Source organism: Amycolatopsis sp. CA-211722 (genome assembly GCF_056828465.1).
Genome location: NZ_CP184752.1, coordinates 6,433,644 through 6,457,685, shown reverse-complemented (window position 1 = coordinate 6,457,685; position 24,042 = coordinate 6,433,644). Strand labels below are relative to the sequence as shown.

Annotated in this window: 28 protein-coding genes and 1 riboswitch; of the genes, 10 read left to right on the top strand and 18 right to left on the bottom strand. The window is 69.1% G+C overall.

What is annotated here, in order from left to right; translation table 11 throughout:
- Positions 1–40: 40 nt before the first annotated feature.
- Positions 41–964 (bottom strand): LysR family transcriptional regulator, encoded by a 924-nt coding sequence (locus ACOCEP_RS30445; protein ID WP_482332542.1) that lies wholly within the window; start codon positions 962–964, stop codon positions 41–43.
- Positions 965–1,125: 161 nt separating this feature from the next.
- On the opposite strand from ACOCEP_RS30445, the gene ACOCEP_RS30440 reads away from it, so the two are divergent.
- On the top strand, positions 1,126–2,313 hold the full coding sequence (locus tag ACOCEP_RS30440) for a Glu/Leu/Phe/Val dehydrogenase dimerization domain-containing protein (RefSeq protein ID WP_482332541.1): 1,188 nt from the start codon (positions 1,126–1,128) through the stop codon (positions 2,311–2,313).
- Positions 2,314–2,382: 69 nt separating this feature from the next.
- Here ACOCEP_RS30440 and pip read toward each other — a convergent pair whose 3' ends face one another.
- The 5 genes from pip to ACOCEP_RS30415 form a co-directional block, all read right to left on the bottom strand.
- Positions 2,383–3,330, bottom strand: a complete 948-nt coding sequence (gene pip / locus ACOCEP_RS30435; protein WP_482332540.1) for a prolyl aminopeptidase — start codon at positions 3,328–3,330, stop codon at positions 2,383–2,385.
- A gap of 177 nt (positions 3,331–3,507) precedes the next feature.
- Complete coding sequence (locus ACOCEP_RS30430) at positions 3,508–4,239, bottom strand: ESX secretion-associated protein EspG (protein ID WP_482339848.1); 732 nt, start codon at positions 4,237–4,239, stop codon at positions 3,508–3,510.
- Between the two features lie 24 nt (positions 4,240–4,263).
- Positions 4,264–5,604 (bottom strand): hypothetical protein, encoded by a 1,341-nt coding sequence (locus ACOCEP_RS30425; protein ID WP_482332539.1) that lies wholly within the window; start codon positions 5,602–5,604, stop codon positions 4,264–4,266.
- Positions 5,601–6,227 (bottom strand): DUF3558 domain-containing protein, encoded by a 627-nt coding sequence (locus ACOCEP_RS30420; RefSeq protein WP_482332538.1) that lies wholly within the window; start codon positions 6,225–6,227, stop codon positions 5,601–5,603. The genes ACOCEP_RS30425 and ACOCEP_RS30420 overlap by 4 nt, the downstream gene beginning before the upstream one ends.
- 2 nt (positions 6,228–6,229) lie before the next feature.
- Positions 6,230–6,628, bottom strand: coding sequence for a hypothetical protein (locus ACOCEP_RS30415; RefSeq protein WP_482332537.1), 399 nt, complete (start codon positions 6,626–6,628; stop codon positions 6,230–6,232).
- Positions 6,629–6,830: 202 nt separating this feature from the next.
- Between ACOCEP_RS30415 and ACOCEP_RS30410 the strand changes: the two genes are divergently transcribed.
- From ACOCEP_RS30410 to ACOCEP_RS30390, 5 genes are all read left to right on the top strand, one after another.
- Complete coding sequence (locus tag ACOCEP_RS30410) at positions 6,831–7,427, top strand: TetR/AcrR family transcriptional regulator (protein ID WP_125678272.1); 597 nt, start codon at positions 6,831–6,833, stop codon at positions 7,425–7,427.
- A 158-nt stretch (positions 7,428–7,585) separates the two neighbouring features.
- Positions 7,586–8,932, top strand: coding sequence for a hemolysin family protein (locus ACOCEP_RS30405; RefSeq protein WP_482332536.1), 1,347 nt, complete (start codon positions 7,586–7,588; stop codon positions 8,930–8,932).
- Positions 8,929–9,972: a hemolysin family protein gene (locus ACOCEP_RS30400; RefSeq protein WP_465422151.1), complete on the top strand. Its 1,044-nt coding sequence runs from the start codon at positions 8,929–8,931 to the stop codon at positions 9,970–9,972. Before ACOCEP_RS30405 ends, ACOCEP_RS30400 begins: the two co-directional genes overlap by 4 nt.
- On the top strand, positions 9,969–10,880 hold the full coding sequence (locus tag ACOCEP_RS30395) for a 3-methyladenine DNA glycosylase (RefSeq protein ID WP_482332535.1): 912 nt from the start codon (positions 9,969–9,971) through the stop codon (positions 10,878–10,880). Before ACOCEP_RS30400 ends, ACOCEP_RS30395 begins: the two co-directional genes overlap by 4 nt.
- A 93-nt stretch (positions 10,881–10,973) precedes the next feature.
- The gene (locus tag ACOCEP_RS30390) at positions 10,974–11,660 is read left to right on the top strand and encodes a hypothetical protein (RefSeq protein ID WP_482332533.1); all 687 of its coding nucleotides are present in this window, start codon (positions 10,974–10,976) and stop codon (positions 11,658–11,660) included.
- 316 nt (positions 11,661–11,976) lie between these two features.
- Here ACOCEP_RS30390 and ACOCEP_RS30385 read toward each other — a convergent pair whose 3' ends face one another.
- Both ACOCEP_RS30385 and ACOCEP_RS30380 read right to left on the bottom strand, forming a co-directional pair.
- Complete coding sequence (locus tag ACOCEP_RS30385; RefSeq protein WP_482332532.1) at positions 11,977–12,801, bottom strand: aldo/keto reductase; 825 nt, start codon at positions 12,799–12,801, stop codon at positions 11,977–11,979.
- Positions 12,802–12,849: 48 nt separating this feature from the next.
- Positions 12,850–13,668, bottom strand: a complete 819-nt coding sequence (locus ACOCEP_RS30380) for a helix-turn-helix domain-containing protein (protein ID WP_482332531.1) — start codon at positions 13,666–13,668, stop codon at positions 12,850–12,852.
- A gap of 114 nt (positions 13,669–13,782) precedes the next feature.
- Here ACOCEP_RS30380 and ACOCEP_RS30375 point away from each other — a divergent pair, with 114 nt between their 5' ends.
- Positions 13,783–14,145: a nuclear transport factor 2 family protein gene (locus tag ACOCEP_RS30375; protein ID WP_482332529.1), complete on the top strand. Its 363-nt coding sequence runs from the start codon at positions 13,783–13,785 to the stop codon at positions 14,143–14,145.
- Between the two features lie 3 nt (positions 14,146–14,148).
- Here ACOCEP_RS30375 and gcvP read toward each other — a convergent pair whose 3' ends face one another.
- On the bottom strand, positions 14,149–17,028 hold the full coding sequence (gene gcvP, locus ACOCEP_RS30370) for an aminomethyl-transferring glycine dehydrogenase (protein WP_482332527.1): 2,880 nt from the start codon (positions 17,026–17,028) through the stop codon (positions 14,149–14,151).
- 169 nt (positions 17,029–17,197) lie between these two features.
- A riboswitch (glycine riboswitch) is annotated at positions 17,198–17,299 on the bottom strand.
- Between the two features lie 46 nt (positions 17,300–17,345).
- Positions 17,346–17,927 (bottom strand): MerR family transcriptional regulator, encoded by a 582-nt coding sequence (locus ACOCEP_RS30365; protein WP_005150040.1) that lies wholly within the window; start codon positions 17,925–17,927, stop codon positions 17,346–17,348.
- Positions 17,928–18,194: 267 nt separating this feature from the next.
- Here ACOCEP_RS30365 and ACOCEP_RS30360 point away from each other — a divergent pair, with 267 nt between their 5' ends.
- Positions 18,195–18,839: a TetR/AcrR family transcriptional regulator gene (locus tag ACOCEP_RS30360; RefSeq protein WP_482332526.1), complete on the top strand. Its 645-nt coding sequence runs from the start codon at positions 18,195–18,197 to the stop codon at positions 18,837–18,839.
- A gap of 78 nt (positions 18,840–18,917) precedes the next feature.
- Here ACOCEP_RS30360 and ACOCEP_RS30355 read toward each other — a convergent pair whose 3' ends face one another.
- The 7 genes from ACOCEP_RS30355 to ACOCEP_RS30325 all read right to left on the bottom strand — a co-directional run bounded on the left by ACOCEP_RS30355 (position 18,918) and on the right by ACOCEP_RS30325 (position 22,826).
- Positions 18,918–19,391 carry a bifunctional nuclease family protein gene (locus ACOCEP_RS30355; RefSeq protein WP_005150031.1) on the bottom strand — a complete coding sequence of 158 codons (474 nt, stop codon included), beginning with the start codon at positions 19,389–19,391 and terminating at the stop codon, positions 18,918–18,920.
- A 221-nt stretch (positions 19,392–19,612) separates the two neighbouring features.
- Positions 19,613–20,374, bottom strand: coding sequence for a transcriptional regulator FtsR (gene ftsR, locus ACOCEP_RS30350; RefSeq protein WP_038514056.1), 762 nt, complete (start codon positions 20,372–20,374; stop codon positions 19,613–19,615).
- A complete protein-coding gene (gene garA, locus ACOCEP_RS30345; RefSeq protein ID WP_016334077.1) occupies positions 20,371–20,838 on the bottom strand; it encodes a glycogen accumulation regulator GarA in 468 nt (155 codons plus the stop codon). The genes ftsR and garA overlap by 4 nt, the downstream gene beginning before the upstream one ends.
- A gap of 125 nt (positions 20,839–20,963) precedes the next feature.
- Positions 20,964–21,347 carry a glycine cleavage system protein GcvH gene (gene gcvH / locus ACOCEP_RS30340; RefSeq protein ID WP_005150021.1) on the bottom strand — a complete coding sequence of 128 codons (384 nt, stop codon included), beginning with the start codon at positions 21,345–21,347 and terminating at the stop codon, positions 20,964–20,966.
- Positions 21,348–21,410: 63 nt separating this feature from the next.
- Positions 21,411–22,022, bottom strand: a complete 612-nt coding sequence (gene clsA, locus ACOCEP_RS30335) for a cardiolipin synthase ClsA (protein WP_046199794.1) — start codon at positions 22,020–22,022, stop codon at positions 21,411–21,413.
- A gap of 38 nt (positions 22,023–22,060) precedes the next feature.
- Entirely contained in the window at positions 22,061–22,294 is a 234-nt protein-coding gene (locus ACOCEP_RS30330; protein ID WP_482332522.1) for a hypothetical protein, read from the bottom strand.
- 238 nt (positions 22,295–22,532) lie between these two features.
- Positions 22,533–22,826: a hypothetical protein gene (locus ACOCEP_RS30325; protein WP_482332520.1), complete on the bottom strand. Its 294-nt coding sequence runs from the start codon at positions 22,824–22,826 to the stop codon at positions 22,533–22,535.
- 46 nt (positions 22,827–22,872) lie between these two features.
- On the opposite strand from ACOCEP_RS30325, the gene ACOCEP_RS30320 reads away from it, so the two are divergent.
- On the top strand, positions 22,873–23,121 hold the full coding sequence (locus tag ACOCEP_RS30320; RefSeq protein WP_482332519.1) for a hypothetical protein: 249 nt from the start codon (positions 22,873–22,875) through the stop codon (positions 23,119–23,121).
- Positions 23,122–23,147: 26 nt separating this feature from the next.
- A complete protein-coding gene (locus ACOCEP_RS30315) occupies positions 23,148–23,528 on the top strand; it encodes a hypothetical protein (protein WP_482332517.1) in 381 nt (126 codons plus the stop codon).
- A 15-nt stretch (positions 23,529–23,543) separates the two neighbouring features.
- On the opposite strand, the gene ACOCEP_RS30310 is transcribed toward ACOCEP_RS30315, so the two are convergent.
- Positions 23,544–23,900 carry a hypothetical protein gene (locus ACOCEP_RS30310; protein WP_482332516.1) on the bottom strand — a complete coding sequence of 119 codons (357 nt, stop codon included), beginning with the start codon at positions 23,898–23,900 and terminating at the stop codon, positions 23,544–23,546.
- Positions 23,901–24,042 lie beyond the last annotated feature (142 nt).

Here is a 24,042-nt window from a genome sequence, read left to right as displayed (position 1 = left end):
CGGGGCAGGATCCCCCGACCACCTCTTAGGACCGGTCGATTCAGGGCAAAGCGGGCTCCGTGCCCAGCCCCAGCGCGGCGGCCGCGGCCCGGACCGCTTCGATCACCAGCTGCAACGCCGGTCGCCGCGACGAGGTCGTCCGGTAGGCGATCGAAACCGTCCGGAGCAACGGTGTGGTCAACGCGACGACGTCGATCCCCGGCGGCCGGAGGCCGAGCCCGAGATCCGAAACGAGGGTCACCCCGAGCCCCGCCCGGACCATCGCCATCGCCGTCGATTGCTCTTCGACCTCATGGTTGATCTTCGGCTCGAACCCGTGACGGTGACACGCCGTGCGCACCGCGCGGCCGAAGTGGCTCTTCGGGCTGGCGAGGATCCACGGGTGCTCGGCCAGTTCGAGCAGCGACGCGCTCCCCGAGGGGACAGCGCCGGCGGGCACCGCGGCGTGCAGCCGTTCGACCGCGATCACCGCGCGCTCCAGCCCGGCGTCCCACGGCATCGGCGCGTCGGAGTAGTCGATCACGAACGACAGATCCAGTTCGCCGTCCCGGACGGCGTCGGCGGTGTCCTCGGGAGCGAGCTCGCGAGTCCGGACCTCGATCCCCGGATGCTCACCCGCCAGCGCGGCCAGCGCGCGCGGAAGCAGCCCCGAAGCGACCGACGCCCACACACCGGCCATGAGCCGTACCGAGACGGTCTCCTGCGCCTCCTCCAAGGCCAGTGTCGCCCGCTCGACGGACCCCAGGATCTCCTCGGCGTGTTCGGTGAGCAACAGCCCCAGTTCGGTCAGCTGCACCCGTCTGCCGAAGCGTTCGAACAGCTTCGCGCCCACGTCCCGCTCCAGCTGTGCCAGCTGCTGCGACACCGCCGAAGCGGTGTAATGCAGCGAAGCGGCGGCCGCCGTGACGGTGCCACGCCGGCTCAGCTCGCGGAGCATCCTCAGGCGGTGCAACGAAAGCTCCATGACCCCAACGTAATCGGGCGCGGTCACCGACGCCGGTTGGCGCGTTACACCAGTTTCTCTGCACGACATCGTTCAGATTCGGTAAATGGACGCCCGTGGCCGGCAGGGCGCACCCTCGGAAGTGGCGCAGGACGACCCCGAATCCCGAAGGAGGTGGCCGCATGGCCGCGAGGAACGCCGAACCGCTGATGAGGCTCATCTGGACCGACCCTGTCACCGGTGCCACCGGCTACCTCGTAGTGCACAGCCTGGTCTCCGGTATCGCGACCGGCGGGACCCGGATGCGCGCGGGCTGCACGATGTCGGAGGTCGAGGACCTGGCCAGGGGGATGGCGAACAAGACCGCGACCTTCGGCCTGCCGGTCGGCGGGGCCAAGGGCGGTATCGACTTCGATCCGAAGGACGAGCGCGCTTTCGGTGTGCTGGAACGGTTCTGCTCGTTCCTGCGGCCGTGGATCGACGACCACTGGGTGACCGCCGAAGACCTCGGTGTGCCCCAGCACCTGATCGACGAGGTGTTCGCGAAGCTCGGGCTCGAGCAGTCGTACCACGCGGCGATCCGCCGTTCGGCCGACCCGGCGCACACCCTTCGCCGCGTGCAGGCCGGATTGAGCACACCTGTCCCCGGCGGTCTCCTGCTCGGTGACGTGATCGGCGGCTACGGCGTCGCGCAGGCCTGCCTCGGTGTCGCGGACGCCTGGGAATGGGCCGCCGGGAACACCACGGTCGCCGTCCAGGGCATCGGCACCATGGGCGGCGGCGCGGCCTGGTACCTGCACGAAGCCGGGATGAAGGTGGTCGCTGTCGCCGACGCGGCCGGGACGCTGTACCGGCCCGAAGGACTCGACATCCCGGCGCTGCTGGAGCTGCGGGACGCCTACGGCGAAATCGACCGTAGCCGCCTACCCGCCGACGTCCGGCTGCTTCCCCGCGACGAGATCGTGGCGACGGACGCCGACATCCTCGTCCCGGCGGCGATCTCCTACGCGCTGCGCGCCGGGAACCAGGGCGCGGTCAAGGCGAAGGTCGTCATCGAAGCCGCCAACGCGGCGACCACTCCCGACGCCGAAGCGGGGCTGGCCGCTCGTGGCATCCCGGTGATCCCGGACTTCGTCGCGAACGCGGGCGCGGCCGCCTGGGCCTGGTGGCTCCTGCTCGGCGAGGTCGGTGCCGATCCGGCCGACTCGTTCCAGCGCCTCCGGACCGAGATGAGGGCGAAGGTGGCGCTGCTGCTGAGTTCGTGGAACCTCGACCGGATCTCCCCGCGCACCACCGGCCTGCGGCTCGCCGAAACCACCCGTTCGGACGCCACCGCTCCCGAAACCGCCCCCGCCCTGGTCATCCCCTGAGATCGCGCGTGAAGGCCCCCTTCCCTCGGCTGAGCCGAGGGAAGGGGGCCTTCACGCGCGATCTGTCGCTCAGGAGGCGAAGCGGTCCGTCGCGCCGATGAGGACTTCGCGCATCGGCTCGTCCTGGGTGCTGTGGCCGACCTCGTCGATGATCACCAGCTCGCTGCCGGGCCACGCGTGCGCCAGTTCCCACGGGGTGCCGATGAGGTTGCCCAGGTCGAGGCTTCCTTCGGCGAGCACGGCCGGGATGTGGGCCAGCTTCCCGGCCTCCCGCAGGACCACGCCGTCGGCCAAGAAGGAGCCGTGGCTCCAGTAGTGCGTCACCAGCCTGGCGAAGGCGAGCCGGAACTCCGGCGTCTCGAAGCTCTTGTAGGGCGGGGAGGTCGGGATGACCGCGTCCTCCCAGGCGCACCAGTCCGCCGCGGCCTTCTCGTGCACCGTCGGATCCGGATCCATCAGCAGCTTCAGATAGGCCGCCGCCAGATCACCGTCGCGATCCTCTTCGGGAACACCGTCGCGGAACTTCGCCCATGCCTCGGGGAAGACACCGCCGAGGCCGCGCGTGAGCAGATCCGTCTCGCTCCGGCGTCCGGTGGCCAAGCCCATCAGGACCATCTCCGAGACCCGGTCCGGATACCGCTGGGCGTAGACCAGCGCGAGCACCGAACCCCATGATCCGCCGAAGAGCAGCCACTTCTCGACGCCCAGATGCTCGCGGAGCAGCTCCATGTCGGCGAGCAGGTGGTCGGTGGTGTTGGCGGAGAGGTCGGCCTCGGGCTCGCCGGCGTGCGGTGTGCTCCGGCCGCAGCCGCGCTGGTCGAAGAGCACGACGCGGTACTTGGCCGGGTCGAAGTACCGGCGCAGGCCCGTACTGCACCCGGTCCCCGGGCCACCGTGCAGCGTGACGGCGGGCTTGCCGCCGGGGTTCCCGCAGACCTCCCAGTAGACGAGGTGCCCGTCGCCGACGTCGAGCATCCCGTGGTCGTACGGTTCGATTTCCGGATACAGCCGTGTCACGTTCTCGTCCTCCCAGACCCCGCCGAAAATACAACAGCGCTGTCACAATAGCCGGGAGGGCTGCCCATGTTTTAGGTACGTGAACTCTGGGCGCGCGGAATCCAAACGTGATCCGTGAAGGCCTCCTTGAGGGACCCAGAGTCCCTCAAGGAGGCCTTCACGGACCTTGGCAAGCGGCTAACCCGGCAGGGTCCCGGAGACGTGCCGGAGCGCGTCGGCCAGCTCCGCCGGGCCCGCGGGTCCGATGTGGACCACCGCGTCGTTGCCGTGCCCGGTCGTGTAGCTGAGGTACCGGCCCCAGTCCGTGTCGGCGAAGTGCAGCGGATCCTCGACGGCCACGTGCCTGCCGATTTCGTCCCGCTTCCCGACGTAGAGCTCACCGCTCCCCTCGACCGGGCGCTGCACGAGGCTGACGATGTCCGCGATCACCGGCGGCAGCGAATGCGTGTCCGGGCCGCGCCGGGCCGCCTCTTCGAGCTCGTACGCGCGGACCGTGCGAAGCCTGCCGCCACCCGCCGGAACGGGCGGCAGCTGTTCGATCAGGGTTTCCGGCAGCCGGCGGCGATCGATCTCCTGCAGCCCGACCCAGTCACCCGAGGCCACGGCCAGCACCGCCTGCAAGCCCAGCGAGGCGGTGAGGACGCCGTAGGTCTGGCCTCCGGCGTTCACCCAGCCGTAGTACTCGATGGCCGGTTTCGTGAGCACCGGAAGCCAGTCCAGGAAGTCGACCGACGCGCGGCCGCTCGAGTCCAGCAGCCCGGCTTGCGCCAGCGCGGCTTCCACTCGTTTGTCCGCCTCCGCGCGGGCCGTCCTGGACAGCCAGCGCGGTTCGGGACGGAGCGTGATGTGCAGTTCCCCGACGCGTTCGCGTTCGGCGAGCGCCGCCAAGGCTTCGACCGGGACGTCCACCCGGCCCGTTCTGACGGTCATCCGCTACTCGCCGATGACCGGCGGGCTGGTCCGCTGGTCGGTGCCGAAGATCGCGTCGGGGTCGGCCTCGATCAGGTAGTCGGGACGCTGGTGCTCGTCGTCGTCGTCACCGTCGGCACGCCTGCCGCCCGCGCCCATCGGACCCATCGCGCCCGCGCCACCACGGCCGGCGCCACCACGGCCACCGGCCAGGTCTCCGCCGCCAAGGCCGCCGAGCCCGCCCATGCCGGAACCCCTGCCCGCGCCCAGACCTCCGGAACCGGGACCACCGGGACCGCCCGCGCGGCCGCCGGTTCCGCCCTCGCCGCCCAGAAGCCTGCCGGCCGCGCTGTTGGGTCCGGGAACGTTGCGTCCGCTGGTACCGCCGGGCGGGTTCTGCCCGGTGTTGCCGCTGGGGTTGTAGTTCTGCCCCGGCCCGTTCGGGAGACCGATGACGTTGTCCGAGTCACCGGGTCCCCGTCCGGGGATCCGGCCCGGGATGTCGGTCGTCGGACCCGGCTTGCCCTTGCCGCCGCCGGTCGGGCGCGTGGTGTCGTCGTCGCCGGTACCCGGCGGTTTCCGCGTCGGCGTCGTGATGTTGCCGTCGGGCCTGTCCCTCGGAGGCACCGGACGGTCTTCGTTGGTGCCAGGCCTGTTCTGGTTCTGGTCTCCGCCCGGCTTGTTCTGGTTCGGGTTGGTGCCGTTGTCGTCCGTGCCGCTGGTGTCGGTGCCGTCGTCGTCACCGGTGCCGTTCCTGCCGGGCTTCACCGGCGGGTACGGCGGAATCACGATCGGGGGTGTACCGCCGGGCGTCTTGACGCTGACGTTCGCGCCGTCGTTCTTCAGCACGCCGTAATCGGTCGGCAGGCTGGAGCTGGTGCTGCTGGTGACCGAGTCGTACTGGTCCATCACGCGGACGTTGTTCTGGTTCGCCGCCTCGTGCTTCGCGACGCCTTCTTGGTAGTTCTTGATGTCGTTGTTGACCATGAACGGCCCGGCGATCGGGATCGCGCCCTTCAGGCCCGTGGTCCAGGGGTTCGGCTTGTCCGGCTTAGGCGGCACGGGCACGACCGACGACCCCGAGTCGTCGAAGCTGTCGGCCTGCGTGGTGACCGACGCCTTCGTGGTGAACAGCGGGTCCGCGGTCTCCTTGAAGGCCTGCTCGAGCGGGCCCGCGCCGGCGTTCGCCGCGTCCGCGGCGGACCCGGTCCAGGAGGACGCCATCCGCGACTGCAGGGACTTGATGCCCATGCCACGCTCGACGTACGCGTCCGACAGTTCCGCGATGCGATCGGCCGCCGAACGCAGGTTGCGGGTGTCGCCCTGGGTGAAGTTCTCGAAGATCTGTTTGCCGTCCACCCTCATGCCCCCTTGAGTGTCTTGATCACGGCCGATACGGCCTTCTGCGCGTTGCCGCAGGATTGCTGTTCGTTGTCGTAGCCCCCGGCATGCACGCTGACGGACAGGTCGTCGGCGACGCCGACCGCGAGGTCGCAGTTACCGCTCGCCCGCCGGTCCTGCAAGCCGAAATAGACGGTCGGATAGCCATCGACGTCGGGGCCTGGCTCCAGGAACCGCAGCTGCCCGGATTCCTTCGCCTTGTGCAGGCCGGCCAGGCCGCCCATGCCCTTTTCGCGGTTACCGCTACCGAGGATGAGATGCAGGCCGTCCGCCTTGCCTCGAATGTTCCAGCTGCAATCGGGGTTGCCGGTCTCGGTGTTCGATTCACCTGGCTCGGTGAACCCCAATTCCGCTGCCGCGGCGGCCGGAATCAGCTTGCAGACGTCGCCGACGAACGCTGAGGCATCCAGCGGATTCGCCACCTTCGGGACGTTTGGGTCCTGCGGTGCGGCTGACGACTCCGGCGACGAAGCCGTCCCACTGCTGGGCGACGGTGTCCCGGGGTTCTCTCCCGAGCAGCCCGCGACCGCGACGGAAACGAGCACGAGCGCCGCCGCGGCGACACGATTCCTCACCACGTTCGGCATCCTCAGGTCGCGCGCAGGGTGTTGGCCTGGTCGGTCGCCATCGTCTTCGTGCGGGCGACCTCAAGCTTCTCGATATAACCCTCGATGTACGCCTTCATCGAGTCGTTCTGCTTCTGCAGGGACAACAACGAGTCGACGCCGGAGTTCACATAGCTGGAGCTGGCTTCGTCCTGCCCCGGCGGCATCAGGTCCTGCATGATCGACTCGATCTTCTTGCCGTCGTCGATGACCTTCTTCAGCTCGTCTTCCCACAGCCCGATGACGGTCTTCAGCTCCTCGGGGCTCATCTCGAACCCGCCGCCACCACCGCCGCCACCGCCGTAAACGGTCGGTTCCTTCGGCGTGGTCAGGTCACCCCAGACGGCCTTGATCGCGCTCGCGGCGTCGTCGATGATGTTCACGCCCGCACCTTCCCCTCAGCATTCACGCACCGTGACGGACAAAGCGTAGCCAAGCGGCGGACGGCGTGTCAGCCGATCCGGCCGAGTAGTCCGACGTGTCGCGAAGCCGTCCGGTTCCCGTATCGGCCGATCATCCCGCGAACCGGTCACAGTACGTACGTACGGATTGCATTGAGCGGGTCCTCGGTGACAGGATTCCAGGATGCCACGGGTCAGCCAGGATCACCTCGACGCACGCCGGCGCCAGATCCTCGACGGCTCCCGCGTGTGCTTCGCACGCTATGGCTACGAGGGTGCCACCGTCCGGCGGCTGGAGGAAGCCACCGGCCTTTCCCGCGGTGCGATCTTCCACCATTTCCGCGACAAGGAGTCCCTCTTCCTGGCCCTGGCCGAGGACGACGCGGTGCGCATGGCCGACATCGTCGCCGAGCAGGGTCTCGTCCAGGTGATGCGCGAACTGCTGACGAACCGCAGCGAGCACCCCGCCGACTGGCTGGGCACGCGCCTGGAGGTCTCCCGGCGGCTGCGCACCGACCCCGAGTTCCGCGCCCGCTGGGCCGAGCGCTCCCACCAGCTGACCGCCGCGACCCGCCGCCGTCTGCTGCGCCAGCGCGACGCCGGGATCCTGCGTGACGACGTCGACGTCGACGTCCTGACCGCGTACCTCGAACTCGTGCTCGAAGGTCTCGTCTCACACCTCGCGATGGGCCAGCCGGGTGACGATCTCGGACCCGTTCTCGACCTGGTCGAGGAGAGCGTGCGGCGGCACCGGGCCCACGCGGCGGGCGGAACGCGTTAAGATTGTCTCATCGTCGCAGTACAGCGGCGGTATCTGTTGGTTTCCGATCGAGGAGTGACTCTTTTCGTGCGCGACGCGCAGTCACCTGGTGACAGTATCGAGCCGGGTGGCACACCCGGCTGTTCCGAAGCTCTTCCCGCCGACCCCGCCGGCAGGAAATGATGGAAGTCCTGCTCGCCGTTCTCGGCATTCTCCTGTTCCTCCTGCTGACCGTCGGCACCGGCCTCGCCGTCGCCGCCGAGTTCTCCCTGACCGCGCTCGAGCGCAGCACGGTCGACGCGAACGTCCGCCAGGTCGGCGACAAACGCGCGCACACCGTGCAGAAGGCGCACCGCACGCTGTCGTTCCAGCTCTCCGGCGCGCAGGTGGCGATCACCATCACCACCCTGATCACCGGTTACCTCGCGGAACCGGTGATCGGTGACCTGCTCCACCCGCTGTTCACCGCCGTCGGGTTCTCCGAAGGCGTCGCGAACGGCGTGTCGCTCGCGGTCGCGCTGATCCTGGCCACCTCGCTGTCGATGATCCTCGGCGAGATGATGCCGAAGAACCTCGCGATCGCCCGGCCGCTGCAGACCGCGCGCGCCGTCGCGGGGTACCACTCGCGGTTCTCGTCACTGTTCCGCTGGCTCATCACCTTGATGAACAACAGCGCCAACTTCCTCGTCCGCAAGTTCGGCGTCGAGCCGCAGGAGGAACTGCGGTCGGCCCGGTCACCACAGGAGCTGGGCTCCATCGTGCGGTCCAGCGCCGAGAGCGGCACGCTCGACACGTCGACGGCCGAGCTGCTGGACAAGTCGCTGCGCTTCGGCGAGCGGACGGCCGAGGAGCTGATGACGCCCCGCGTCCAGCTCGAATCGCTGACCGTGGACGACACCATCTCCGAACTCATCGAGATCTCGCGCCGTACCGGCTTCTCGCGATTCCCGGTCTACACCGAGGATCTCGACGACGTGCAGGGCGCGGTGCACATCAAGCAGGCGTTCACCGTCCCGGCGGCGCAGCGCGCCACGGTACGGATCGGTTCGGTCATGCGGCCGATCCCGACGGTGCCCGAATCGCTGCCGGGCGATTCGCTGCTCAACCGGCTGCGCGACTCCCGGTTCCAGCTCGCGATCGTCGTCGACGAGTACGGCGGCACCGCGGGCCTCGTGACCCTGGAAGACGTGGTCGAAGAGATCATCGGCGACGTCCGCGACGAGCACGACGAGCGTGAAGCGCCGTCCTCCCAGCAGGTCGGCGCCGACAACTGGCTCGTGTCCGGGCAGCTCCGCGCCGACGAGGTCACCGACGAGACCGGGTTCCGGATGCCCGACGGCGACTACGAGACGATCGCCGGGCTGATCCTCGAACGCCTCGGCCGGATCCCCTCCCCCGGCGACGCCACCGATCTCGACGCCTGGCGCCTCACGGTGACCAGGATGGACCGGCTGCGCATCGCCGAGGTCGAAGTCCGGCGGATCAGCGAGACCGCCACCTCCGCCGAGCAGGAGCCCGCCCGATGAGCGACTGGTTCAACATCTTCCTCGTCGTGGTCCTGTTGCTGGCCAACGCGTTCTTCGTCGGTGCCGAATTCGCGCTCATCTCGTCCCGGCGCGACCGGCTGGAAGCCTTGCTGGAGCAGGGAAAGACCCGGGCCCGGATCGTCATCAACGCGAGCAGGAACGTCTCGCTGATGCTGGCGGGCGCGCAGCTCGGCATCACCATCTGCTCGCTGCTGCTCGGACGGCTCGGCGAGCCCGCCGTCGCGCACCGGCTGGCCGGGTTCTTCGAGCTGTTCGGGATCCCCGAGGTCCTGCTGCACCCGATCTCGTTCGCGATCGCGCTGGCGTTCATCACCATCCTGCACGTCCTCATCGGCGAGATGGTGCCGAAGAACCTCGCGATCGCCGAGCCGGAACGGCTGGCGCTGTGGCTGGTCCCGGTGCACGTGGCCTGGGTGAAGCTCGCCAACCCCTTCATCTGGCTGCTGAACTTCGTGGCGAACTCGCTGCTGCGGGTGTTCAAGGTCGAGCCGAAGGACGAACTCGAAACCGCCTACACCTCCGACGAGCTCGCGGAACTGCTCAGTGAGTCGCGGCGCGAGGGGCTGCTGGAGCACTCCGAGCACCAGCGGCTGAGCAAGACACTGTCCTCGGTGGAGAAGACGGTGGCCGACGTGCTGGTCCCGACGGCTCAGCTGACCACGCTGCCCTGCTCGCCCACGCTGGGCGACGTCGAGCGCGCGGTGTCCTCGACCGGGTTCTCCCGCTTCCCGGTCTGCACCGACGACGGGACGCTGACGGGCTACATCCACGTCAAGGACATCCTCGACCTCGTGGGCGAGGACCCGACCACGGTCGTGCCGCCGGACAAGACGCGCGCGCTCACCGAACTGCACGCCGACGCCCGGCTCGACGAGGCGCTGTCGGCCATGCGCAAGGAAGGCAGCCACCTGGCGCGGGCGCTGAGCCCCGCGGGGGCGGCGGTCGGCGTCGTCGCGCTGGAGGACCTCGTCGAGGAATACGTGGGAACTGTCCGCGACGGTACCCACGTCATGTCATGACCGGTCCGATCGTCCTTCCCGAGCCCGTCTGGCGGGCTCGGGAAGACGAGCACGTGACGCGGATGCGGCGCTGGACGACACCCCACCAGCGCCGCCGCTCGCGGGGCGAGAAGCATCCGGTGCTCGACTTCCTCTTCACCTACTATTCGCACCGGCCCGGGCATCTCGAACGCTGGCAACCGGGCCCGGGTGTCGTGCTCGAAGGCGCGTCCGCGCGCCGGTTCCTGGAGCGGAAGGGTTACCTGGAGACCCCGGAGGGCGTCATGCTCGATCCGGCGGGCTTCACCGAGGGCCGGGCCAAGACCGCCGAATTCGTCCTCGGACTGCTTTCCGCGACCGCGTCCCGCTCGCCGAGACTCAGTTGTTTCGGATTGCATGAATGGGCAATGGTTTACCGGGAATCGTCGGATGAGGTTCGTCACTCACAACTTCCGCTCCGGCTCGGTTCCGCCGGAACCGACGGCGTGGTCGAGTCGCTGGAGATCCGGTGCGGGCACTACGACGCGTTCCGGTTCTTCACCGACCCCGCCCGGCCGCGCAACACGCTGCGGCCGGCCCGGGAGAACCAGACCGAGTTCGAGCAGCCGGGCTGCCTGCACGCCAACATGGATCTCTTCAAATGGGCGTACAAGCTCGATCCCTTCGTCCCCGCCGAGCTGGTCGGGGACTGTTTCGAGCTGGCGGCCGACATCCGGGAACTGGACATGCGGGCCAGCCCGTACGATCTGGCGGAGTTCGGGTACTCCCCCGTGCGGATCGAGAGCCCGGAAGGCCGCGTCGAGTACGCACGCGCGCAGGCCGCGTTCGCCCGCCGGGCGGCGCCGCTGCGTGAGCACCTGATAGCGCATTGCCAACGGCTCCTCGCCGGGTTAAAGAAGGTGCCCGCGACACGCGGAAAACAACTGTGAGTCGTCGCATTCCCCGTAACATCCTCCCCTGTTAGAGTGATAACGGTTTGATTGCATACGCAGCGCGAGCGCGCACGTTTCGAAAGGACAACGATGGGGCGACACAGCGCGGTCGAGGAGCCGGTGCCGCATCCCCTCGACCCGCCGAAGCGGCCTCAGGGCCGCGGTGAGGCGACCGGTTCACACCGGATCGTCGGGAAGAAGGCCCCGCGGCGCCGGATCGCCAAGTGGCCGATCGCCTGCCTGGTCCTCTTGGTCCTGGTCGCGATCGGCGTGTTCGGCTGGAACTGGGCCGACGGCGAGCTCAACACCCGCGCCGAAGCCCAGGCCAAGGCGTGCAGCGCCGGCGACACCCCGATGCGGATCATCGTCACCCCCAGCATCGAAAAGCCCGTGCGAGCGGCGGCCGAGCGGTGGAACAACGCCGCGACGGTGGTCCGCGACCACTGCGTGGTCATCCAGGTCGACGCGCTGTCGTCCGCTTCCGTGCTCGACGGCCTCGTCGGCCGGACCAACCTGGACTCCATCGGCGGTCTCCCCGCCGCCTGGATCCCCGAGTCCACCTACTGGGTGACCGAGCTGAACACCGCCAAACCCGCGCTGGTCGGCTCGCCCGCCCAGTCGGTCGCGACGGCGCGTTCGGCCGACTACCCGCTCGTCGGGCTCGCCGGGAAGGGCATCGACGAGGTCCAGATGCGTGCCGCTCAGACCTTCCGTCAGTACCTGCAGCAGCCTGCCCAGCAGGCCGACTTCGCCGCCGCGGGGATCAAGGCCACCTGACGCCCTGAACCACGGGAAAGGCCCCTTCGCCGCTCGGGAAGGGGCCTTTCCCGTACCTCCGCCTCGTGAGTGTTGGACGGCCAGTCTTGGTCTTCTGCTGAACTCGACCTTCACACCCTCCCAAGTACATGAAGGCCCCCTTCACTGCGCTAGACGCAGTGAAGGGGGCCTTCACGTACTTGGGACGTCAGTACCAGCGGGCCAAGTCCTCGACTCGCGTGATGTCCCTCCAGACACGCGTGTCGTCCACCTGATCACGCGAGACTCCCGATTCGGTCCCGGCCTCGTGAGTGTTGGGACCGTTAGAACCCAACACTCACGAGGAGAAGGTGTCCGGGTCAGGGCCGGTGCGCGTCCCGTCGTCGAACTCCGCGAGCGCCGCGAGATCGTCTTCGGCCAGTTCGAAGTCGAAGACGTCGAAGTTCTCCCGGATCCGGGACGGGGTCACGGATTTCGGGATGGCGACCGTGCCGAGCTGCAGATGCCAGCGCAGCACCAGCTGTGCCGGGCTCTTGCCGTATTTGGCGGCAAGGGCGCTCAGTGTCGGGTCCGAGAGCAGCGAACCCTGCGCGAGCGGGCTCCACGCCTCGGTGACGATGCCGTGCTCGGCGTGGAACTCCCGCAACGCCGTCTGCTGGAGCCGTGGGTGCAGCTCGACCTGATTGACCGCGGGCACGATCCCGGTCTCGTCGAGGAGCCGTCGCAGATGCGGGACGTGGAAGTTCGACACCCCGATGGCCCGCGCCCGCCCGTCCGCGTAGAGCTTTTCCAGCGCCCGCCAGGTTTCGACGTACTTCCCGCGGGCGGGCATCGGCCAATGGATCAGGTACAGGTCGACGTGGTCCAGCCCGAGCTCCGCGAGGCTCGTGTCGAACGCCCGCAGCGCCTCGTCGTAACCGTGGCCCGGATTCGGCAGTTTCGTGGTGATGAACAGTTCGTCGCGGGGCACGTCCGACGAGCGGATCGCCTCGCCGACACCGGCTTCGTTCCCGTACGACGCGGCGGTGTCGATGCTGCGGTACCCGGCCTCGATGGCGGTCCGGACGACCTTGGCCGTGTCGCCCGCGGGGACCTGCCAGACACCGAAACCGAGCTGGGGGATGGCTACCTCGTTGTTCAGGACGACGGAAGGCACGGCCATGGAAGAGGAATCCTCACTGGAGTCTGTGGCAGGGCTTCTTGCCCGGCATCATTCCACCCCGCGCGCCGCGTACGCGCGCAGATATTCCGCCGTGTCCGCGTCTGCCGGGAAGAAGGACTCGATCACCAGCTCGGCGACCGTGACGTCCAACGGCGTCCCGAAGGTGGAGACCGTGCTGAAGAACGTGAGTTCGGCGCCCTCGTGCCGCAGCTTCAGCGGAACGAAGATGTCACCCGGCCCGGGGACCTCCACCTCGGGGACGGGATCCGCGCACGGATAGGTGAGCAGTTCCTCCAGCAGCTCGGTCAGCATCGGGTCGGCGGTCTGGGCCACCTGACGCCGCAGCCTGCCGAGCAGATGGGCACGCCACTCCCCCAGGTTCAGCACATGCGGCGCCATCCCATCCGGATGCAGCGTCACCCGCAGGACGTTGACCGGCGGCGTCAGCAGGGCCGGCGAGACCAGGCCGGTCATGAGCGAGATGCTCGCGTTGGCGTCGACCAGGTTCCACCAGCGGTCGACGACGGCGGCCGGGTACGGCTCGTGACCGGTCATCAGCTGGCGCACCGCCTCCCGGACGGCCGCCAGCTCCGGGGCGGCGAGACCGGTTTCGGCGTACGCGGGCGCGTACCCCGCGGCCAGCAGCAGCTGATTGCGTTCCCGCAAGGGCACCTCCAGGTGTTCGCCGAGCCGCAGCACCATGTCGCGGCTGGGCTTGGACCGGCCGGTCTCCACGAAGCTCAGGTGCCGGGTGGAGATGTCCGCCGAGATGGCGAGATCCAGCTGGCTGATCCGGCGGCGGTCACGCCATTCGCGGAGGAGCTCGCCGACGGGGCGGCCCGCGCTCACTGTGGTCGTCACGATCACGAACCTACGGCCCCGGCTGCCGCGCCGCCATTACCTCCCGCGTAATCGACGGGACCCGCCCTCGGCCGACAGAGTTGCGGCATCGGTTACCCCACAACGAAACGAGGAGACACCATGTCGGACATCCAGCGCGTCGCCGAGCAGTACATCGCCGTGTGGAACGAGACCGACGCGGACAAGCGCCGCGCCCTGATCGCCGAAGTCTTCACCGAGGACGCCGCCTACACCGACCCGCTCGGCGCCGTGACCGGCCACGACGGTGTCGACGGCTTCATCGCCGGCGCGCAGGCCCAGTTCGCGGGCTTGAAGTTCAGCCTCCCCGCGGCGCCCGACGCGCACCACGACATCGCGCGGTTCCAGTGGTACCTCGGCCCGGAGGGCGCCAAGGAGCCGCTGGCGATCGGTTTCGACGTCATCACCGTCGAGGACGGCCGGATCAAGCAGGTGCTGGGCTTTCTCGACAAGATGCCCGGCTGAACCTCAGGCGAAGGCCTCCGGTGGCGGACAGGAGCAGACGAGGTTGCGGTCCCCCGCGGCCCCGTCGATCCGCCGCACCGGAGGCCAGATCTTCGACGCGGTGAACCCGGCCGGGAAGACCGCGATCTCCCTGCTGTACGGGCGATCCCACTCGCCCGCGAGACAGCGCGCGGTATGCGGCGCGTTGCGCAGCGGGCTTCCCTCCACCGGCCACTCCCCCGCGGCGACCTTCTCGATCTCGCCGCGGATCGCGATCATCGCGTCGCAGAACCGGTCGAGTTCGCCGAGATCCTCGCTCTCGGTGGGCTCGACCATGAGCGTTCCCGCGACCGGGAAGGACATCGTCGGCGCGTGGAGCCCGTAGTCGGCCAGCCGCTTGGCGACGTCGTCGACGGTGACGCCGGTCCGTTTGGTGAGCGCGCGGAGATCGAGGATGCATTCGTGGGCGACCAGGCCGTCGTGCCCGGAGTACAGCACCGGGTAGTACTCGGCGAGCCGCTTGGCGACGTAGTTGGCGTTCGCGACCGCGGTCAGCGTCGCCCGCTTCAGGCCTTCCGCGCCCATCATCCGGACGTAGGCCCAGGAGATCGGGAGGATCGACGCGCTCCCCCATGGCGCGGCGCTGATCGGCCCCACCCCGGTGGCCGGGCCCGCGTCCGGCTGCAGCGGGTGGTTCGGCAGGTACGGCGCCAGATGCGCGCGGACGCCGATCGGCCCGATCCCCGGCCCGCCGCCACCGTGCGGGATGCAGAACGTCTTGTGCAGATTGAGATGCGAGACGTCCGCGCCGAACCTGCCGTACTGCGCCACCCCGATCAGCGCGTTCAGGTTCGCGCCGTCGACGTACACCTGGCCGCCCGCGTCGTGCACCAGCGCGCAGACCTCGCGGACGGTGTCCTCGTACACGCCGTGCGTGGAGGGATAGGTGATCATGATCGCGGCGAGGTCGTCCGCGTGCTCGTCCACAGTGGACTTGAGATGGCCGAGGTCGATGTTGCCCTCGTCGTCGCATTTCACGACGACCACCCGCATTCCGGCCATCACGGCGCTGGCGGCATTCGTCCCGTGCGCGCTGGACGGGATCAGACAGACGTCACGGGCGGCGTTCCCGCGTTCGAGGTGGTACGCGCGGATCGCCAGCAGGCCGGCGAACTCGCCCTGGCTTCCGGCGTTCGGCTGCAGGGAGACCGCGTCGTAGCCGGTGATCCCGGCGAGCCACCGCTCCAGATCCTTCACGACGCTGAGCAGTCCGGCCGCGTCTTCGGCGGGTGCGAACGGATGCAGCCCGGCGAACTCGGGCCAGGTGATCGGCTCCATCTCGGCCGTGGCGTTGAGCTTCATCGTGCAGGAGCCCAGCGGGATCATGCTCCGGTCGAGCGCGACGTCCTTGTCGGACAACGCCCTCAGGTACCGGAGCAGCGCCGTTTCCGAGCGGTGCGCGTGGAAGACCGGATGGGTCAGGTAGTCGCTCGTGCGGCGCAGATCCGGCGGGAAGCCGTCCGCGGTGTCCGCGTCGAGCGAGTCCACATCGGACACCGCGACCCCGAACGCCTTCCACACCAAGGAAAGATGCTCACGGGTGGTCGTCTCGTCGCAGGCGACGGCGACGTGATCGGAGTCCACGAGCCTCAGGTTGACCCCGAGTTCCCGCGCCGTGCCGACGATCGCCGCCGCGCGGCCCGGGACGGAAACCGTGACCGTGTCGAAGAATTCGCAGTGCACGACGTCGACACCGCTTTCGGCGAGGCCCGCCGCGAGCACCGTGGCCATCCGGTGCGCGCGGTTCGCGATGGCCCGCAGCCCTTCGGGACCGTGGTACACCGCGTACATGGACGCGATGACCGCCAGGAGCACCTGGGCGGTGCAGATGTTGCTCGTCGCCTTTTCGCGGCGGATGTGCTGTTCCCGGGTCTGCAGCGCGAGCCGGTACGCGGGGGCGCCGTCGGCGTCCTTCGACACCCCGACCAGCCGTCCGGGCAGCTGCCGTTCGAGCCCCTGCCGGACGGCGAGGTACGCCGCGTGCGGTCCGCCGAAGCCCATCGGGACCCCGAACCGCTGCGTCGACCCGATCGCGACGTCGGCACCGAGTTCACCGGGCGACCGCAGCAGGGTCAGCGCGAGCGGATCCGCGGCCATCACCACGGCGGCGCCGAGCGCCTTGACCTCGGCGATGGTGTGGTCCCATTCGCGGACGACCCCCGACGCGCCCGGATACGACAGCAGCACGCCGAAGAAGTCGCCGCCGAGCCCGAGCCCGGTGATGCCCTGGGACAGGTCGGCGGTCACCAGCTCGATGCCGAGCGGTTCCGCACGGGTGCGCAGCACCTCGATCGTCTGCGGAAGGGTGTCCTCGTCGACCACGAACCGGCTCGATTTCGCCTTGCCCGCCCGGCGGACCAGCGTCATCGCCTCGGCCGCTGCTGTCGCCTCGTCCAGCATCGACGCGTTGGCGATCGGCAGCCCGGTCAGGTCGGCGACCATGGTCTGGAAGTTGAGCAGCGCTTCGAGGCGGCCTTGCGAGATCTCCGGCTGATACGGCGTGTACGCGGTGTACCAGGCCGGGCTCTCCAGCACGTTGCGGCGGATCACCGGCGGGGTCACGGTGTCGTGGTAGCCGAGGCCGATCATCTGGACCATCGGCCGGTTGCGCGCGGCCAGCGCACGGAGTTCGGCGAGCGCGCCGGTCTCGGTGGCGGGCGGCGGCAGGTCCGGCGGGGTCGCGGACTCCCGCAGCGACGCGGGGACGGCCCGCTCGGCGAGCTCTTCGAGGGAGGCGACGCCGACGACGTCGAGGATGCGCGCGAGCTCTTCGGTGCCGGGACCGATGTGCCGGTCGGCGAAGGGGGTTCCGGATTCGAGAGCGGCCAGTGAAACGGGCTCCATCGGGGACCTCCCAAGACGCGGGGGTGGGCCGGGACGATTGTCCTGGCCCTCCCCACTCTGTCCGTACCCCCGTGGGGGCGCCTGAGAGTTTCGCCCGAGTGTTGAGCCGGGCTTGCACCGTCGGCGGGGCCGCCAGGCTGTGACCTGGCGAACCACTTTCCAGAGGCGTCTCTTCCGCGCGGTCCAGGGTGCCTGAGAGGTTCCGGGGAGGACTTGCTCCTTCGGCGCCGAGCTCAACGGTTATCGGCTCGGTCTCTCCCGCGCGGATTCGTCGACCGCGGAAGTGAGCCTACCCTGCCGCTCCCGCGGCCTCATGATCAGCCGGTGCGACGCGCGTTACGGCGCTGCGTGAGCTCGTCCGGCGTGACCGTTTCGATCACGCCGCCGTCGGCCCGCTCGGCCGGGAACTCGTGGATGGTGCCGCTGATCTCCTGCATCGCGCCACTGACCGCGATGCCGAAGACACCCTGCCCGCCCTGGAGTAAATCGACGATCTCTTCGGGCGAGGTGCACTCGTAGACGGTGGTGCCGTCGGAGAACAGGGTGACCTTGGCGAGGTCACGGACGCCGCGCAGGCGCAGGTGGTCGACGGCGACGCGGATGTTCTGCAGGGAAACGCCGGTGTCCAGCAGCCGCTTGACCACCTTCAGGACGAGGATGTCCTTGAACGAGTAGAGCCGCTGCGAACCCGAGCCGTGCGCCGTGCGGATGCTCGGCGCGACCAGCTTCGTGCGGGCCCAGTAGTCGAGCTGCCGGTAGGTGATCCCGGCGATCTGGCAGGCGGCCGGGCCGCGGTAACCGACGAGTTCGTCCGGGAGGGAAGAGTCGGGGAACAGCTCGCCCTGCTCGCCGTCAGCGACCGGAACGAGCGGCTCTTGAGGGCTACCAGCCTCGACCACGCCATGCCTCCCCTCGCCCGACCTGGCGGCCGGCGAACAAAGCCGCGCGGACCCACGTGAGCCCGCACCGGAGTTCCTCGTCAAGACGAATGCCCCAGACATCCGAATCACACCTTGGCGATTCACCTCCATTGACGGTAAGCGCGTCCGGCAAACCGGTCAACGCGACGCGCGGTCGGCCTCAAGCTCTTCTTGAGGCTTGTCGAGGACAGTCCCCCGTTCGGCCGCAGGGTTGCCGGATTTACTCAGACGTGTTAATTTTTACTCATGCAAGTAAATCCCTCCACCCAGAGTGCCCTGCAAGAGGTTCAGGCGGAGCTGGGGCTGTCGGTCACCGAGGCGGCCCGGCGGGCCCAGATCGTCGGGGCCGCGATCGCGACGATCGCCGACTTCGGCTACCACAAGACGTCGTTCGCGAAGATCAAGGAGCGGGCCGGGCTGTCCAGCACCCGGATCATCTCCTACCACTTCACCAACAAGGCCGGCCTGATGCAGGCCGTGGTCACCACCGCGACCGGGATGAAGGACAAGTTCCTGGAGGAGCGGATCCAGGGCACGACCGACCGGGCCGGGCTGCTGCGCGGCTACATCGAATCCGAGATCGCGTTCCTGGGCTCGCACCCGGAGCTGGTGCGGGTCATGGTCGAGATGGGTTCGAGCGGCTCGGACGCCGAGGGCTGGTTCATGTCGGCGCCGCTGGTCGAGGAGTTCCGGACCGGGCGGCTCGAACGCCAGCTGCGCCAGGGCCAGCAGGAAGGCGCTTTCGGCGGCTTCGCGGCGGACGTGATGGCGCTGTCGATCGCGCAGGCCATCGACGGCGTCGCGGCGAAGTTCGCGGCGGATCCGAAGCTGGACCTGGAGCGGTACGGGCGAGAACTGGCCGACCTGTTCGTCAAGGCGACCGCCGCCTGATCCGCGTCCAGAGGACCGAACGCGTACGAAGAAGGGGCGGCACCATCGGGTGCCGCCCCTTCGATCAAGTTTTCGGAATCAGGTGTCCGCGCCGCGGAAGTCCTCCGGCGAGACCGAGTCGAGGAACTCGCGGAACTTCTCGACCTCGTCCTCCTGCTCGTCGGGGATGATGAGGCCCGCCTCCTCCAGCACCGCGTCGACGGCGTGGATGGGCACCCCCACCCGCAGCGCCAGCGCCACCGAATCGCTCGGCCGCGCCGAAACCCGGATGTCCCCGTCGAAGACCAGCTCCGCGAAGAACGTGCCTTCCTTCAGGTCGGTGATGACGACCTGCTCCAGCTCGCGGCCCAGTGCGCCGATGACCTCCTTGAGCAGGTCATGGGTCAGCGGACGGGCCGGGCGGACTCCCTGCTGCTCCAAGGCGATGGCGGTGGCCTCCACCGAGCCGATCCAGATCGGCAGGTAACGCTCGCCTTCGGTTTCCCGCAGCAACAAGATCGGCTGATTCGCGGGTAGCTCCACCCGCACGCCGACGACGCGCATCTCGCTCATCGGGCTTCGCCTCCCTCTCGTGCGCACGGGCCGCAACGCTTGTCTCGACGACCAAGCGACGGTAGTCCCGACGCTACCCGTCTTCCGAGCGCTGTGCTCGCTGTCTCCGACATTCTCGGTTCGCCCGTGGCAAACCCGACTCTCACGGTACGGCATAGGGTGCCGAACATTCAGGCATTGACAAGTGGCCTCACAGCGGCTCCCCGGTCCGCTGGAACCGGTCAACCGCCCGTGACAGCCCGTATTCCGGCCTTCACCAAGAGCGTGTGCAACGCCACGGTCAAGGCGGCCAGCTCCCGGACGACCTCGTCGCCCCTCGCCTGGGCGTCCTCGTCACGATGCCGATACACCGGGGTCACGATCTGCTCCAGCAGACCGACCTCGCGGTCGGCCGCGGCCCGGAAGGCACGCAGATGTCTCGGCTCTATACCGAATTCGGTCATCGCCTTCACGGTCTTGGCCACGAGGACCGCGTCCGGGTCGAAGAACCCCGCCGCTCCCGGCCGGACGAGACCGTATTGCCGCAGCTCAGCCAGGGTGGCGGCGTCGATTCCGGCCTGGCGGAGCAGATCCTCTTCGGTCAGCCTGATCTCGCGGTCGGTCTCGAAGTCCCCCGGGGACGGCAGTCCGCCGTTCTCCCCGGGGGCGTCGAGTGAAACGAGTTTCCGCGGCAGCCGAGGCATCGCCGCTTCCGGCGCGGCGCCCCGATCCGCCGCGTCCAGCTGTTCCTTGATGACCTTCAGCGGCAGGTAGTGATCCCGCTGGGCGGACAGGACGAACCGCAACCGCTCCACGTCCGCCGGAGCGAACTGCCGGTACCCCGACGGGGTCCGGCCCGGCTGGACCAGACCCTCCGCCTCGAGGAACCGGATCTTGGAGATGGTGACATCGGGGAAGTCGCCGCGCAGCTGTGCCAGCACGGCCCCGATGCTCAACCCATCGCGCTGCGACGCATCCCGATCAGGCCGCCCGGCCGCCGTCACCGTGCCCCCTGGCCCCCGGATCCCGGGCCGGTCAGGAAGACCAGGCGGAACTTGCCGATCTGCACCTCGTCGCCACCGGCGAGGACGGCCTGGTCGACCGGCTCGCGGTTGACGTAGGTGCCGTTGAGGCTGCCGACGTCGATGACGACGAACTCGCCGCCCTCACGGCGGAACTCGGCGTGCCGCCGGGAGACCGTGACGTCGTCGAGGAAGATGTCGCTGTCCGGGTGCCGTCCCGCGCTGGTGGTGTCGCGGTCCAGCAGGAAGCGCGAACCCGCGTTCGGGCCCCGCTTGACGACCAGCAGCGCGGAACCCGCGGGCAGCGCGTCCACACCCTGGACGGGGGCCTCGGCAGCCGGAGGAGCCTCAGTGCCTTCGACGTCGGCCAGGAAGTCGGCCCGGAAGACAGAAGTCCGCTCCGGAGACTGCTCCGGGGGAACGCCGGGCCCGTCGTTCGTGCTCACCTGAGCTCTCCTAACGCATGTGTGTTGCCACTACTCAAGAACGTGTGGAGGTCAAACGTACCGTGCCTGATCGAATCTCCGGCCCGCGGCTCCCCCTACTCTTCCCGAAGGGCCGCGGCCTGCGGCTATTCCTTGATCAGCGCCTGGTAGGCCTCGGCCTCCAGCAGGGATTCCACAGAGCTCGCGTCGTCGAGACGGAGCTCGATCAGCCAGCCTTCGCCGTAGGGGTCGCTGTTGATCAGCTCGGGCGACTCGGTCACCGCGTCGTTGACCGCGACCACCTCGCCGTCGAGCGGGGCGAACAGCTCCGAGACGCTCTTGGTCGATTCGACCTCGCCGAACGCGTCGCCCGAACCGACCTGCTTGCCGACCTCGGGCAGTTCGACGAACACCACGTCACCGAGCTGGTCCTGGGCGTACTCCGTGATGCCCACGCGCACGAGCCCACCGTCGCGCACGGAGACCCACTCGTGTTCCTCGGTGTACCGCAGTTCTTCTGGAGTGGACAACGCCGCTCCCCTTTCTGATGCCCTCACTCGAAACCGACGCGCGCAGTTTCGCATCCCGCCGGGTCACGCGCCCGGCGCCTCCCGCAAGGCGCGCACGGTCTGGACGATGTACAGCACGCCCGAATAGACGTACAGGACCGCACCCCATGCCGTGAAGGCGTAGCCGATCGGCCGGGCGATCGCGGCGATGTCGGAACCGCCCTGGGTGAGCAGCAGGAACGGGAAGGCGTACATCAGCACGAAGGTGGCGCCCTTGCCGATGTAGGTGACCTCCGGCGGGGCGAACCCCCGGCGCCGCAGCAGCAGGACGCAGACGCCGAGGACGGCCTCCCGGACGACCAGCGGGACCACCAGCCACCACGGGATGATGTCGCGGATCAGGAAGGCGATGAGGGTCGCGAGGATGTAGAGCCGGTCGGCGGCGGGGTCGAGCAGCTGCCCGAGCCGCGACATCTGGTTGAGCCAGCGGGCGAGTTTGCCGTCGAGCCAGTCGGTGAGCGCGCTGAACACGAGCAGCGCGAGCGCCCAGCCGTCCTCCTTCGGGCCGAGGAGCAGCCACAGGAAGACCGGCACCCCGGCGAGCCGGAGGATGGAAAGCATGTTGGGGACGTTCAGGGCCTGCCGCAGCAGGGAAGGCTCTTCGCTGGTCACGCTCGGTTCGGGGGGCGTACTCACCCGCTCAGCCTAGCCAGTGGCGCCCACGCCCTCCCGCGTCAGCTGGCCCGGGTGTGCGTCCAGCCGCGGCGTTGCAGGTCCGCGCTGGTCAGCGCCACGGGCCTGCCCCGGTGGTCGGTGCCCATCCAGCGATGGTGGCCGGCGGAGGTCTCGAGGACGTACGGTCGGCCGCCACACCAGACGACGGTGCACGGTGCCGTCGGTGGCAGTTCCGTGCTCGCCGGTGCGGTGGCCTGGGGTGACGCGGGGTCGGTCTGTTCGTCGGTCTTCATCGCTCTCACGGTTTCGGTGACGGGGACTGGGACACGCCGGAGCGCTACCTTTGTTTTCGGCAGAACGGGGCCGCGCGTTAACGGCTCGGCACCGGATTCGTCCGATCGGTTCGCGACGACAGCAGGGTGTTGCCGCGCCGTGAACGGCATGTTAATCGTCCACAATGGACAGTCATGCAGCGGTCCTCGCGTAGCGCGGCGACAGGGGCGCGATAGCCTCCCGCGAATCGAACGTGGCTCAATGCCACGGGATCGGGCCCGGCCGGGTCAGAATGGGCCGGCCACGACCGGCCGACGAAAGGACCGCCTTGCCCGTCTCGACCACCAGGGGACCGTGGCGGCGCCTGTTCGCGGCCTGCGCCGTCTGTGCCGCCGCCGGAACGCTCGCCGCCTGTTCGGGCGAAGCTCCGCCACCGCCAGTCACTTCGATGTCGGTCTCACCGCCCTCACTGTCGTCGAGCGCCTCCCCCGTGTCGGTGCCGCCGATCCCGTCGCAGACCGCGCCGAGCCAGTCCGCCGCGCCGGCACCCACCTCCCAGCCGAAACCCGCTGAACCGGTACAGGGTTCCTGCGGCACGGTGACCGCGGCGAGCGGACTGACCCTCCAGGTGCTCAACGGCCCCGGGGTCTCGTGCGCGGACGCGACCGGGATCGTCGGCTCGTTCCACAAGAGGATCGCCGGACGCCAGTCCGCGGGCTCGGACGAACCGGTCAGCGAGACCGTGGACGGCTGGCTGTGCGTCTCCGGCGCACCCGCCGCCCAGGGCGGCACCAGTTGCAGCAAGGGCGATCAGAACGTGTTCGCCGCCGTCGTCCCCGTGGAATGAACCCCATGAACCGTCAAGAAGGGCCCATGAAGAGCCTCGCCGTCCTGCCCGCCGCGTTCGCCGTCGTCCTGCTGAGCGGATGCGGCGCCGACCCCGCTCCCGCCGCCGCGCCGGCACCCTCCCCCGTACCCACGGCCGACCAGGTCCTCGCCGGCAAGCCCTGCGGCGAGGTCGCCGGGTTCCAGGGCGCGAAGAACACGGTCGTCGTCCGGGGAAAGGCGGACTGCGCCGAGGCGAAACAGGTGCTCACGGACTACTTCGCGAAGCTGACCCCGGCCGAAGCGGCGTCACCGCAGGGGCCGGGCCCCGTGGTGGTCGGCGCCTGGACGTGCGGGAGCGGACCGAACGATCCGGTGACGAGCTGCTCGACCGAAGACGAACGGCAGATCGACGCCACCCGGAGCTGAGCACGACCGGCGGCGTCACTTCCCGCGACGCCGCCGGGTCTGGTCCTTCCGGTACAGGACACCGAGTCCGATCAGCATGCCCAGCAGCACCAGGCCGCACAGCGCGACCATCCACAGGCTCAAGACCCGATTGGTCCTCGACGGGTAGGCGAACCCGTCACCGGCGAAGATCCTGTCGCCCTCCGCGATCCTTTCGCCGTCGACCTTCCCCTGTCCGGTGCGCCCGTCGTCGAACCGCCACCCGGCCTCGCAATAGGGAAACCGGCCGCTCATCGGCGGCCCATCCTCGACGCATCCCGATACAGCGGTGACCGTGACGTCCTCGCCGGTGTTCAGTTCACGCACGCGGTCACCGAGGGCTCCCCCGGTCACCCACAACAGGAAAACGAGAGGGATCCCGCCTAGCAGCATCCGCAAGAGAATCCTGGAAGTCCCCGGTTCAGCTGACAAGAAAGCCCCTTCTTCTCGGCCGCTTCAGGCTATTCGCCGATGCGACGGAGCAGCACGGGATTTG